The organism is Zobellella iuensis (assembly GCF_016746085.1).
Classification (GTDB): Bacteria; Pseudomonadota; Gammaproteobacteria; order Enterobacterales; family Aeromonadaceae; genus Oceanimonas; species Oceanimonas iuensis.
Window position 1 is genome coordinate 117,697 of record NZ_JAERTZ010000018.1, and the last position, 12,318, is coordinate 130,014.

Genomic DNA, 12,318 nt, shown 5'->3' on the forward strand with positions numbered 1-12,318 from the left:
CGCGGCATGGTGGTCTACACTTGAGTCTATATTCAGTGGGCTTCGTTTGGCCACCATGTGTATGGTGCTTCGCTTATGACAGAACACAGTCAGAATTTTGATTACCAGGCCGCGTTGGCGGCCTGTGCCCGTCATGATCGCCATGGCCTTCACGCCTTGTATGAGCAGGAAGGCGGTCGGCTGCTGGGCGTGGTGGTGCGCATAGTGCGCGACCACGCCCTGGCGGAAGACATAGTGCACGACGCCCTGATCAACATCTGGCTGCGTGCCGACAGTTTCGACCCGGCCCGGGGCTCCGCCCGGAGCTGGATTTACAGCGTGGCCCGGCACCTGGCCCTGAATACGGTGCGTAACCGGGGACGGGAGCTTGGACTGGATCAGCACGGCGCCGCGGCCCTGGATGCCCGCCAGTCCTATGAACACTGGCAGCAGAGCCGGGATGGGGAATCCTGGAATGACCATGGCAAACGGGTTGAATATTGTCTGGAGCAGCTCGAGCCCGAGCGGCGCAGCTGCATACTCCACGCCTATGTGGACGGCTGCACCCATCATGAGATTGCCGGCCGGATGGGCGCCCCGCTGGGCACCGTCAAGGCCTGGATCCGGCGCAGCCTGGCAGCCCTGAGGGAGTGCATGGCATGAGCACTTTACATCAGCAGGATCCCGAACTGTACGATCTGGCCGGTGAATATGTGCTGGGCACCCTGGCCGCCGACGAACGGCGGCAGCTGGAGCAGCGGCTGGCGCAGGATGAACCCTTGCGGGCGGCGGTGGCGGAGTGGGAAGAGCGGTTGCATCCATTGACTGGGCTGGTGGTGCCACAAACGCCTTCTACCCGGCTGTGGCCCCGGGTAGAGCGCAGCCTGGATGCCTTGGCCCGAGCCAGGGAGGCAGCCGAGCCCGCCCGTGGGTGGCGGCGGCTGGGGCTGTGGCGGGGGTTGACCGCTGCCAGCCTGGCCATGAGTCTGCTGCTGGCAGCGGTACTGGTGTATCGCCCCTTGCCCGAGCCCCGTTACATAGTGGTGCTGGTGGCGCCGGAAGATCGGGCGCCGGGCTGGCTGGTCCAGGCCCGGGATCCGCGGGAGGTCCAGCTGATCCCGCTGGCTTCGGTGGAAGTACCGGCGGACAAGGTGCTGGAGTTCTGGACCAAGGGCGACGACTGGAGCCAGCCCGTCTCCCTGGGCCTAGTGGCGCCGGGTGAGCGGCTGCGCATCACCATGGATGAGCTGCCTCCCCTGGCGCCTAACCAGCTGTTCGAGCTGACCCTGGAGCAGGCCGGCGGCTCGCCCACCGGCCTGCCCACCGGGCCTATCCAGTTTATCGGCCGGGCGGTCGAACTCTAGTCGCCGGGGGCACTGTGCTCGTTCCCGGTGTGCTCGCTCAGCCGGGCGCGCCAATGGTCGGAACGTTCCGGCTGGCCGAACCAGTAGCCCTGAAAGGCGGTGCAGCCCAGCTCCTGTAGCCGGCTTGCCTGCTCGGCGGTTTCCACCCCCTCGGCGATCACCTGCAGGTCCAGGCTGCGGCCCAGGGCGATGATGGTGCGCACTATGGCTTCGTCGTTGGGATCCCTGAGCAGGTCGCGCACGAAGGACTGATCGATCTTCAGCTGGCTGAGCGGCAGCCGCTTGAGGTAGCCGAGCGAGGCATAGCCGGTGCCGAAGTCGTCCAGGGAGAAGCGCAGCCCCAGCCGGCGCAGCTGCTCCATCCGGTCGATGGTCTGCTCGATATCGTCGATCAGCAGGCTTTCGGTGATCTCCAGCTCCAGCCTGGCCGGCTCGGCGCCGCTGTCCTGCAACAGGCGCTGCAGGCCGGCCACGAAATCCGGATGGCGGAACTGGCGCGGACTGATATTGACCGCCAGGCCGAGCCGGGCCAGGGCCGGCTCCCGGCGCCATTCGGCCAGCAGCCGGCAGGCCTGGGCCAGCACCCAGTCGCCCAGGGGAACGATGAGCCCGCTGCTTTCCGCCAGGGGGATGAAGTCGGCGGGAGAAACCCGGCCCAGCTCCGGGTGTTGCCAGCGCAGCAGGGCCTCCATGCCGGTGATCCGTTCGCCGGCATCGACCTGGGGCTGCAGGTGAAGTTCCAGTTCATCCCGCTCCAGGGCCAGGCGCAGATCGTGCTCCAGCCGGCTGCGGTGATTGGCGTCGTCCTGCATCGCCTGGTTGAAGAAGTGCAGATTGTTGCGACCATCGGCCTTGGCGGTAAACATCGCCAGATCGGCGGCCTTGAGCAATTCCTCGATATTGCCCTGGGCGTCCGAAAACATGGCGATGCCGATGCTGGCGGAGCAACGGTGCGCCTTGCCCGCTATGTCGTAGGGCATGGCCAGCCGCTCGAGCAGTTGCCGGGTCCGGTTGCGGGCCTGCATGACGGCGTCTTCCTGCCGGGGGCTGAGGTCTTCCATGATCAGTACGAACTCGTCGGAGCCCAGGCGACCGGCGGTGTCGGTGCCGGCCAGGCTGTGCCGCAGGCGAGCGGCGGTCTGTTGCAGCAGTTGGTCGCCGCAGTCGTGGCCCCGGGTGTCGTTGATGTCCTTGAAGTTGTCGAGGTCGATCAGCACCAGGGCACCCTGGTAGCCGGTGGCCTGGCTGCCGGCCAGGGCGTGGCGCAGCCGGTCCAGCAGCAGCCGGCGGTTGGCCAGGCCGGTGAGGGGATCGAAAAAGGCCAGTTGATGCAGCTCTTCCTGCAGCCGGCGATATTCGGTGATGTCGGTGGAGATGCCGCACAGGCCGTGGATGCGGCCATCCGGGTGGCGCAGGGGCAGCTTGACCGAGAGAAAGGTACGCCGCTCCCCGTTGCGGCTCAGGCCGTTGACCTCTTCCCCGGCCACCCGTTCGCCCTGCTGCAGCACCCGCCGATCGTTCTGTTGCAACAGGGCGCAGGTCTCGGTGTCGAAGAAGCGGTCGTCGGTCTGGCCGAGGATCTGCGCCGGCGTAACGCCGAACAGCTCGCACACCCTGCGGTTGGCGTACTGGTAACGCAGTTGGTCGTCCTTGATGTAGATGCAGGCTTCCACGCTGTCGAGGATGGTGTTGAGCCGGGTTTCACTGGCCTGCAGGCTCAGGGTGCGCTCGGTGACCTTGCGCCGCAGCAGCAGGTTGAAGCCGATGGCCAGCAGCAGGGCAGAAAGCAGCAGCCCCAGGCTCCACCACAGGGCCGGTGGCAGGGGCGCGGGGGCGGGCTCGCTCCAGCGTGCCAGTATGTCGAAATAGCGGGAGCCGTTGTCCGACTGCCAGCGCTGCAGATGCCGGTCGATGCGTGCCAGCAGGGCCGGATTGGTGCCGGCCGGCACGGCAAAGTAGAGCTTGCTCGGCTGGAACAGGATAGGGGAGGCCACCAGATCCCGGCTGGCCGCCTGCTGGTTGCCGATGAAGTGGTTGGCCGCGGCGGCATCCGCCCGGCCGCTGGCCACGGCGTCGAACACCTGATCCAGGCCATCGAGCGGCAGCCATTCCACCTGCAGGCCGAAGCTGTCGACCAACTGGCCGAGGAACTGTTGCTGCACCGAGCCGCGCAGCACTGCCAGCCGCTTGCCGTCCAGCTCCAGCAGGCTGGCCAGGCGGCGATGGGAGAGGGTATAGATCTGTGACCAGCTCAGCAGGGCCGGGGTGCGGTGAAAATCGAAGCGGGTTGCCCGCTCTTCGGTAAAGGCCACGTCGGGCATCAGGTCGATGCGTCCCTCCGCCAGCCACTCCAGGCACTGTTGCCACTGGCAGGGCACCGACTCCAGCTGCCAGCCCTCTTCCGCCGCGATCTCGCTGATCAGATCGCCGAAGATGCCGCTGGCTTGCCCCTGGGCGTCGGCCATTATCTTGGGGGGATTATGGTAGAGGCCGAGGCGTATGGATTGAGCCTGGGCCGGGGACAGCAGCAACAGCAGCAGCCATGGCAACAGCCGCCGCAGCGGGGTGTTCGGGAACATGATGCTCAAGGGTATCCCTATCCTCGTGCCGGTTTTTTGTGGGGGGCATTGGCTCCATTTATAACAGATCCTGCGACTTTGGTCGGATATTTCGTTATGCAATGCGCGCTGTGTCCTAGGATATTTATCGTGGCCAGCCGGATTGCTGGCTCAGGCCGGGCCGGCCAGCCGGGCTTGCAGGGCCGGCTCCAGCTGGGACAGCTGTTGTTCCACCAGCGGCAACTGCCCGGCCGCCGCCGCCAGCTCGCCATTGCGGGCCAGGGTTTCCAGCGCCAGGGCGGCCTCACCCAGGGCCCGGCCGCCCACCACCAGGGCCGCACCCTTGAGGGTATGGGCCGCCCGGCGCAGCTCGGCGGCGTCTCCTCGCGCCAGGGCCTCGGTCATGGCCCGCATCAGGCCGGGCGCCTCCTGCAGGAAGAGCCCGGCCATCTCCGCCAGCAGGGCGGTGTTGCCTTCCAGCCGGGCCAGGGCGTCGCTCCAGTCCAGGATGGCGGTGCTATCCGGCGTTTCTGCGTTTTCTGGCGTCTTGGGTGCCGCCGCCGGGGTGTCGGGCGGCCCGCTCCGCTCTGCGGCCATGGCCGCCTTCTGCTCCACCGCGGCGTAGAGTTCGGCGGCGCGGAACGGCTTGGTGACGTAGTCGTCCATGCCGGCGGTCAGGCAGCGCTCCCGGTCTTCCTTGGTGGCGCTGGCGGTCATGGCGATGATGGGCACATGGCCGCCGTGTTCGGCCTCTTGGGCGCGGATGGCCCGGGTGGCGGCCAGGCCGTCCATCACCGGCATGTGGATGTCCATCAGCACCACGTCGAAGCTGTCCCGGGTCACGGCGTCGACGGCTTCTTCCCCGTTCTCGGCGAGTTCGACCTGGTGGCCCCGCTGGCGCAGCAGATCCATGGCCACCCGCTGGTTGGTGAGGCCGTCCTCCACCAGCAGCACCCGGCGCGCCAGCGGCCTGGCCAGCGCCTCGCCGGGCGGGGGCGGCGCCTCGGCCAGCACGGTGCCGAGGGCCTCGCCCACGGCGTTGAGCAGCTCCGACTGCTTCACCGGTTTCATCAACTGGCGGGAGATGCGCAGTTGCCGGCGCAGGGCGGTGTCGCCCGAGTAGCCCCCCGAAGACAGCATCAGGATGCGCAGGCCGGCCAGGGCCGGCCGCTCGCGGATGCGGGCGGCCAGCTCGAAGCCGTCCATGCCCGGCATCATGACGTCGAGCAGGGCCAGGGGGAAGGGATCGTCCCGGCTCTGGTCGAGCAGGGTCAGGGCCTGCATGGCGCTGTGGGCCAGCACCGGGCGCATGCCCCAGTTCTGCAGTATTTCCTCGAGGATCATGCGGTTGGTGTGGTTGTCGTCCACCACCAGCACCCTGAGCCCGTGCAGGGCGGTGGGGGCGGCGAGGGGCTCGCTGCGCTCCGCCGCCAGGCCGAAGTCGGCGTCGAAGGAGAAACGGCTGCCCCGGCCGCCGGGGCCGCTGTCCACCCGGATCTGGCCGCCCATCATGCCCACCAGCTGGGCGGCGATGGACAGGCCCAGCCCGGTGCCGCCGCTCTGGCGGGTGGTGGAGCCGTCGGCCTGGGCGAAGGCCTCGAAGATGCGCCCGCGCTGATCCTCGGCGATGCCGATGCCGGTATCGCGCACCTCGAAGTACAGGCGGATACGCGATTTCTGGCGCGTTTTCAGTTGCAGATCCACCACGATCTCGCCGCTTTCGGTGAACTTGATGGCGTTGCCCACCAGGTTGACCACCACCTGGCGCAGCCGCACCGGATCGCCCACCAGCCGGTCCGGGATCTCGGCGGGAATATGCACCGCCAGCTCCAGGCCCTTTTCGTCGGCGCGCAGGGCCAGGGTCTGCAGGGTGTCGCCCAGGGTGTCGCGCAGCAGGAAGGGCAGGGAGTCGAGTTCCAGCCGGCCCGCCTCTATCTTGGAGAAGTCGAGGATATCGTTGATAAGGCCGAGCAGGGTGTCTGCCGATTTCTCGATGATGGCCAGGTATTCGCTTTGCTGCTCGGTCAGTTCGGTGCGGGCCAGCAGCTCGGCCACGCCGATCACCCCGTTCATGGGGGTGCGGATCTCGTGGCTCATGTTGGCCAGGAACTCGCTCTTGGCCAGGTTGGCCTGCTCCGCCAGGTCCCGCGCCCGCTGCAGCTCCGCCTGGGAGCGGCGTAACTGCTCGGTGGTGGCCTGCAGCTCCTGGGTGCGTTCGGCCACCAGTTCCTCCAGGTGGTGGCGGTGATGTTCCAGCTCGGTGACATCGGTGTACACCGCCACATAGCCGCCGTCGCCGGTGCGGTGCTCGCTCACCTGGACGGCGAGGCCGTCGCTGCGGATGAAGAAGTAGGGGCCCCGGGGCTGACGATGCCGCTCGAGCCGCTCGGCTATCCACTGCTCGCCCGAGGCGTAGCCCAGCGGCACATGCCCCCGCTTGGCCACGTCCCGCAGCAGCGCCTCGAATGCCATGCCCACCGCCACCAGATCGTTGGGCAGGGCGAAGTGCTCCTTGAAGCGGGAATTGAACAGCACCAGGCGATCGTCGGCGTCGTACAGGGTGAAGCCCTCGGCGATGGACTCGATGGCCTCGGTCAGTTGATCCCGGGCCGATTCGGCCCGGCGCTGGGCCTCTTCGGTCAGCCGTACCTGTCGTTCGAGATCCTCGCGTTGCTCTTCCAGCTCGGTGATGTCGGTGTAGATGGCGACCACGCCGCCGTCTTTGGTGCGGCGTTCGCTGACCCGCAGTTGCAGGCCGTCGGTCCGCTTGAGCTTGAACGGCGGCCCCGGATGGCGCCGTTGCGCCAGGCGCCACTCGAACCATTGCCGGCCGTCGTCCTCGCCGAACTCGAGCAGGCGCCGGTCCACCACCGCCTGGATCAGATCCCGGAAGGGCATGCCCACCCGCACTATGTCGGGCGCGGCGGAGTAGTCGCGAAAACGGGAGTTGAAGGCCACCAGGCGATCGTCGGCATCGTACAGGGTAAAGCCCTCGGAGATGGACTCGATGGCCTCGGTCAGTTGCTGGTGGGCGGCCTCGGCCCTGGCCTGCAGGCGGCGGGTTTCCTGGTATTGCTGGGCCAGCTCCAGCTCGGCCTGGCGGCGGGCGGTGATGTCGGTGATAAAGCCCTCCAGCAGTTGCAGCCGGCCGGCTTCGTCGAACACCCCGCAGCCCTGTGCCCACACCCATTTCTCCTCGCCGCCGCGGCTATGGATGCGGTATTCGAACTGGTAGGGGCGCTGATTCTTGATGGCTTCCTGCACCTGTTGCCACAAGGCCTCGCGATCCTCGGGGTGGATCAGCTCAATAAAATGGGGATGGCCGGCGATGACCTCTTCCGGCGCATAGCCGGTCAGGTCTCGGCAGCCCTGGCTGAGGAAGGTCATGGTCCACCGGGGATCGTTCCGACACTGGTAGGCGATACCGGGCAGGTTGGCCATCAGGGTGGCCAGCCGGCGCCGGCTTTCCTGCAGCTCGCGGGCGGCGCGCTCCCGCTCCATCACCCGGCCCAGTTGGGTACCGATCTGGGCCATCAAATCGAGCAGCGGCGGATCGGGCTCCTGCACCCGGTCGGAGAAGAATTCCAGCACCGCCACCACCAGGTTGCCGGACAGTACCGGGAAGGCGGCGCCGGCGCGTACCCCGGTATCCTGTTCCTGATGGGCGCGCTGAAAGCCCGGGTCCCGGGTCACGTCCGGGATCCAGGCGGGCTCGCCGCTTTTCAGCACCCGCTCCGGCAGGCCCATGCTGGAGCCGTAGCGGCTGGCTTCGGTAATGTCCTTGAACAGGCGAAAGCGCTCGCTGTCGCCCAGGTGCCAGAGCCGGGTCGACACCAGGCCGTCCCCGTCTGCGGACGGGTACCAGGCGTGGCCCAGGGGCCAGCCGGTATGGGCACAGACCAGGTCGAGGGCGGTCTGCATCGCCTCGTCGACGCTGCGCGCCTCGTTGGCGGCCCGGGTGATCAGCTGGTTGAGGCGCAGCAGGCGGCTTTCGGTGCGGCGGTGGGCCATGATGTCGTCCCTCAGGGGAAGACGCCGCGCAGCAGCTTGGCCTCGGTGACCCGGGAGACGCCCTCGATCAGGGCTGCGGTGCGCATGTCGATGTGGTTGTCACCGGCCCGCTTGAGGGTGCGGTGAAAGGCGTCCAGCAGTATGGCCTGTAGCCGGGCGTTGATCTCCTCCAGGGTCCAGGTCAGGCTCTGCATGCCCTGCACCCATTCGAAGTAGGACACGGTCACGCCGCCGGCGTTGCCGAGGATATCGGGCAGCACGAAGATGCCCCGTTCGAACAGGATGTCGTCGGCCTCCAGCATGGTGGGGCCGTTGGCCCCTTCCGCCAGCAGCCGGCACTGGAGCCTGCCGGCGTTTTCCACCGTCACCTGGTTTTGCAGCGCCGCCAGCGCCAGCACGTCGCAGTCGAGTTCGAGCAGTGCCTGGTTGCTGACGGCCTCGGCATCCGGGAAGCCGGCCAGCACCCGGTGCTCGGCCACATAAGCGAGCAGGGCGTCCACCGACAGGCCGGCGGGGTTGAACAGGCCGGTGGAGACGTCGCTGACCCCGACCAGTTTGACCCCGGCCTCGGCCAGGAAGCGGGCGGTGTAGCTGCCCACGTTACCGAAGCCCTGCACCACGGCGCTGGCCCCGGACAGATCCAGCCCCAGGTGCTCGGCCGAGGCCTTGATCAGGTAGACCAGGCCGCGGCCGGTGGCTTCCTTGCGGCCCAGGGAGCCGCCCAGCACCACCGGCTTGCCGGTCACCACCGCCGGCACCGCATGGCCCACCTGCTGGCTGTAGGTGTCCATCAGCCAGGCCATCACCTGCTCGTCGGTGCCCATGTCCGGCGCGGGAATGTCCCTGTCGGGGCCGATGATGTCGATGATCTCGGCGGTGTAGCGCCGGGTCAGCCGTTGCAGCTCGCGCTTGCTCAGGCTGGTGGGATCGACCCGCACCCCGCCCTTGGCACCGCCGAAGGGCAGCTTCATCAGGGCGCATTTCCAGGTCATCCACATGGCCAGCGCCGCCACCTCGCCCAGGTCCACGTCCTGGTGGTAGCGGATACCGCCCTTGGTGGGGCCCATGGACAGCACATGCTGCACCCGGTAGCCGAACACCGTCTCGACCTGGCTGCGGTCGTCGCGGAAAAAGGGGAAGGACACCACCTGGGTGCGCTGGGGAAACAGCAGCCGCTGGCGGATATTGTCGTCCAGATCCATGTACTGGGCGGCCTTGAGGAACTGCTGCTGGGCCAGGCGGAACATGGGCGAGTCCCACTCTCCGCCCCGGGCCCGCGCCCGGGACAGGGTATAGCGGATGGAGCGGCTGAGGGCGGTGCTCTTGAGGTTGGACTTGACCAGGTAGTCGTAGGCGCCGGACTCCACCGCCCGCGCCGCCAGCTTGACGTCGTCCAGGCTGGTGAGGATCACCACCGGCACCTGGGGTGCGGCAAGGCGCACCCGCAGCAGGGTTTCGAGCTCCTGGCTGTCGGGCAGCACCAGATCGAGCAGCACCAGATCCACGTCGTTGCGGGCCAGGCGGGCGAGGCCGTCGGCCAGCCGCTCCACCGCCTCCACCTCGCACTGCAGCTGGGGATCGGTCGTGAGCAGCTGCTGGATCAGCCGGCGATGGAGCGGGTTGTCTTCGATCAGCAGCAGACGAACGGGCAAGTCGAGCATGGGACGCCTCGCAACGCTAGCGGACGGGCGGAGCCCGGAGCCGGTGTCATATAGGTTTAAGCGTAGGCCAGGCCGGGGCAAGGCTCCACCGGACTAGGGCGAGGGCCGCGGCTCCCGGGCGAACAGCGTGGCCTGCTCCTGCAACCAGAGCCGCAGGGCCCGGATGCGGGGGTTGTCTTCCTCGCCCGGGCGACTCAGCAGGTAATAGGCGAAGTCGGTGCCGCGCCAGGGCAGCAGGGGGCGCAGTTCACCCGCCTGCAGTAGCGGCTGGGCCAGGGACCAGCGCCCGAGGCAGAGCCCCAGCCGCTGGCGGCAGGCGTCGAGGGCGAGGCCCGCATCGGTCACGCCGATGGTGCCGGCCGCCTCGACCCCGGCCTCCCGCAGCCAGGGGCGCCAGCTGCTCCAGGGCTCGGTGGCCCGGACGCCGATGTCGTCCAGCAGGGGGGTGTTGGCCAGCCAGTCGCCGGGGCGACGGCGGGGGCGGCTGTCGAGCAGGCGGGCGGCGGCCAGCACGGTAACGGCATCGTCCAGCAGCAGCTCGCTATGCAGCCCCGGGTAGTCACCGGCGCCGAAGCGGATGGCCAGATCCGCCTGGCCGGTGCGCAGATCCGCCAGCCGGTCTTCGGCCTGCAGGGTCAGTCTCAGTCCGGGATGACGCGCGAGCAGCCCGGCCAGGCGCGGCAACAGCCAGTGCCGGCAGAAGCCGTGGGGCAGGGAGAGCACCAGGGGGCCGGCCAGCGGGGGCTGGCTCAGCTCGGTGGTGGCACTGGCGATGATGCCGAAGGCGTCGGCGATCCTGGCCTGGTAGCGGCGTCCGGCCTCGGTCAGGCTGACGCCCCGGGCCCGGCGGATGAACAGCGGCACGCCCAGGGCCTGTTCCAGCTCCTTGATGCGGTGGCTGATGGCGGCGGCGGTCAGGTGGAGCTCACCCGCCGCGGCGCTGAAGCTGTTGAGCCGGGCCGCGGCCTCGAAGGCGCGCAGGGTGTTGAGGGGCGGGGATACGGGCATCTTTAAGGATAATGTCAGCTAAGTCTTAGGGCTAGAATATAGCAGTTGTCTTAACTATGGCTAATGTCAAAATGCGCCTGTCACCACCACAGGAGAATGATCGATGAACGAGCCCCTTTATCGCCTCGCGGCCTTCAGCACCAGCCCGTCCGGCGGCAATCCCGCCGGCGTCTGGCTGGGCGAGGCCCTGCCCGACGCCGCTACCATGCAGCGCATCGCCGCCGAGGTGGGCTATTCGGAAACCGCCTTCGTGGCGCCGCTCGACGGAACCGAGCGCCATATCCGCTATTACAGCCCGCTCCGGGAGATCAGCTTTTGCGGCCACGCCACCATCGCCGCCGGTGTGGTGCTGGGCCAGACGGCGGGCGCCGGCCGCTACCGGCTGCAGACGGCGGTGGGCGAGGTGCCGGTCGAGGTGTTCCGGGACGGTGAGCAGTGGCTGGCGGCGCTGACCTCGGTCGAGCCGGAGCAAAAGGCGGTACCGCCCCGCTGGCTGGAGAAGGTGCTCGAGGCGCTGCACTGGCGGCCCGAGGAGCTGGATCCGGCGCTGCCGCCGATGCTGGCCTACGCCGGGGCTTGGCACCTGGTGCTGGCGGCGGGCTCGGCCGCGCGGCTGGCCCGGCTGGAGTACGACGTCGAGCGGCTGAAGGCGCTGATGGAGGACGCCGGCCTGGTCACCCTGCAACTGGTATACCGGCAGGACGAGCTGGTGTTCCAGGCCCGCAATCCCTTCCCGGTGGGTGGAGTGGTGGAGGATCCGGCCACCGGGGCGGCGGCCGCGGCCATGGGCGGCTACCTGCGGGCGGCGGGGCTGATGCCGGTGCCGGGCGAGCTGCTGATCCGCCAGGGCGAGGCCATGGGCCGGCCCAGTGAACTGCGGGTGGGGGTGCCGGCCGCGGGCGGTATCCGGGTCAGCGGCGCGGCGGTGGCGCTCTGAGCGTGCGGCATCGGCTCAGAAATGATAGCTGACCAGCAGTCCGGTGATGGCCTGGGTGGCATCGCCGACCCGGGACACTATGGGGCTGTCCTTGGCATCGCCGGTGAGCCGGGTTAGGCCGGTGATGCCGGTGACCGACCAGTCGGTGGCGAAGCGGTAGTTCAGGCTGCCGCTTAGCCCCAGGCGCCAGTAGCCGTCGTCGGGACGGTAGGCACTCAGGCCGGAGCGGGCGGCCTCTTGCACCGATATCCCGAACATGTCCCGGGTCCATTCGCTACTGCTGTAGGTCAGGCTGGGGCTGATGCGTACCGACCAGTCGGGCGCGAGCTGTTCGCGCCAGTTGGCGGTGAAGCTCAGCTGGTAGCCGTCCACGTCGCCGGTGGCGGCGGTGTGCCCCTCGAGCTGGTAGCGCCAGGGGCCCTGTCGGTAGCCGAGCCGCAGCCCGGCGGTGGCCCCACCCTTGACCTTGTCGAAGCGGCTCAGGTCTCCGGTGTTGTCGCGGCCGGGGTGGTAGCCGATAAAGGGTGACAGGCTAAAGCCCTGGTATTGGAACAGATTCCAGCCCAGGCCGTCACGCCAGCTGACATAGAAGAGATCGCCATAAGTCAGGTTGGCATCGGGAACCGCCCGGGTCTTGTAGTTGTCGCTGCCCAGATAGTCGGGGGCCACCAGGGCACCGGCGCCGATACTGCCGCTCCAGCCCTGCTGGGCCAGGACCGGGGGGGCTGCCAGCGGCAGCAACAGCAAGGCGGGCAGGAAATAAGTGCGGGACATGTGCGGGCCTCCTATATGGCATGGTT

At 68.4% G+C, this 12,318-nt stretch carries 8 protein-coding genes; 3 read left to right on the plus strand and 5 right to left on the minus strand.

Going from position 1 to position 12,318, the window contains the following annotated elements; genetic code table 11:
* Positions 1–75 precede the first annotated feature (75 nt).
* Positions 76–642 carry a sigma-70 family RNA polymerase sigma factor gene (locus JKV55_RS07360; protein WP_202083740.1) on the plus strand — a complete coding sequence of 189 codons (567 nt, stop codon included), beginning with the start codon at positions 76–78 and terminating at the stop codon, positions 640–642.
* The gene (locus JKV55_RS07365) at positions 639–1,343 is read left to right on the plus strand and encodes an anti-sigma factor (RefSeq protein ID WP_202083742.1); all 705 of its coding nucleotides are present in this window, start codon (positions 639–641) and stop codon (positions 1,341–1,343) included. The genes JKV55_RS07360 and JKV55_RS07365 overlap by 4 nt, the downstream gene beginning before the upstream one ends.
* Here the strand turns inward: JKV55_RS07365 and JKV55_RS07370 are convergent.
* From JKV55_RS07370 to JKV55_RS07385, 4 genes are all read right to left on the minus strand, one after another.
* Positions 1,340–3,922: an EAL domain-containing protein gene (locus tag JKV55_RS07370; RefSeq protein WP_237332756.1), complete on the minus strand. Its 2,583-nt coding sequence runs from the start codon at positions 3,920–3,922 to the stop codon at positions 1,340–1,342. The two genes, JKV55_RS07365 and JKV55_RS07370, sit on opposite strands and share 4 nt — an antisense overlap.
* Positions 3,923–4,072: 150 nt before the next feature.
* Positions 4,073–7,912 carry a response regulator gene (locus tag JKV55_RS20145; RefSeq protein WP_202083745.1) on the minus strand — a complete coding sequence of 1,280 codons (3,840 nt, stop codon included), beginning with the start codon at positions 7,910–7,912 and terminating at the stop codon, positions 4,073–4,075.
* An 11-nt stretch (positions 7,913–7,923) separates the two neighbouring features.
* Entirely contained in the window at positions 7,924–9,573 is a 1,650-nt protein-coding gene (locus JKV55_RS07380; RefSeq protein WP_202083746.1) for a Glu/Leu/Phe/Val dehydrogenase dimerization domain-containing protein, read from the minus strand.
* Positions 9,574–9,666: 93 nt separating this feature from the next.
* Positions 9,667–10,581 carry a LysR substrate-binding domain-containing protein gene (locus JKV55_RS07385; RefSeq protein WP_202083748.1) on the minus strand — a complete coding sequence of 305 codons (915 nt, stop codon included), beginning with the start codon at positions 10,579–10,581 and terminating at the stop codon, positions 9,667–9,669.
* 103 nt (positions 10,582–10,684) lie between these two features.
* On the opposite strand from JKV55_RS07385, the gene JKV55_RS07390 reads away from it, so the two are divergent.
* Complete coding sequence (locus tag JKV55_RS07390) at positions 10,685–11,518, plus strand: PhzF family phenazine biosynthesis protein (protein ID WP_202083749.1); 834 nt, start codon at positions 10,685–10,687, stop codon at positions 11,516–11,518.
* A gap of 15 nt (positions 11,519–11,533) precedes the next feature.
* Here the strand turns inward: JKV55_RS07390 and JKV55_RS07395 are convergent, their stop codons facing one another.
* Positions 11,534–12,292, minus strand: coding sequence for a MipA/OmpV family protein (locus tag JKV55_RS07395; RefSeq protein ID WP_202083751.1), 759 nt, complete (start codon positions 12,290–12,292; stop codon positions 11,534–11,536).
* Between the last annotated feature and the right edge of the window lie 26 nt (positions 12,293–12,318).

Excerpts from the sequence above, each read along its gene's own strand:
- JKV55_RS07360 (WP_202083740.1), top strand. The coding sequence starts at position 76 with ATGACAGAACACAGTCAGAATTTTGATTACCAGGCCGCGTTGGCGGCC.
- JKV55_RS07365 (WP_202083742.1), top strand. The coding sequence starts at position 639 with ATGAGCACTTTACATCAGCAGGATCCCGAACTGTACGATCTGGCCGGT.
- JKV55_RS07370 (WP_237332756.1), bottom strand. The coding sequence starts at position 3,922 with ATGTTCCCGAACACCCCGCTGCGGCGGCTGTTGCCATGGCTGCTGCTG.
- JKV55_RS20145 (WP_202083745.1), bottom strand. The coding sequence starts at position 7,912 with ATGGCCCACCGCCGCACCGAAAGCCGCCTGCTGCGCCTCAACCAGCTG.
- JKV55_RS07380 (WP_202083746.1), bottom strand. The coding sequence starts at position 9,573 with ATGCTCGACTTGCCCGTTCGTCTGCTGCTGATCGAAGACAACCCGCTC.
- JKV55_RS07385 (WP_202083748.1), bottom strand. The coding sequence starts at position 10,581 with ATGCCCGTATCCCCGCCCCTCAACACCCTGCGCGCCTTCGAGGCCGCG.
- JKV55_RS07390 (WP_202083749.1), top strand. The coding sequence starts at position 10,685 with ATGAACGAGCCCCTTTATCGCCTCGCGGCCTTCAGCACCAGCCCGTCC.
- JKV55_RS07395 (WP_202083751.1), bottom strand. The coding sequence starts at position 12,292 with ATGTCCCGCACTTATTTCCTGCCCGCCTTGCTGTTGCTGCCGCTGGCA.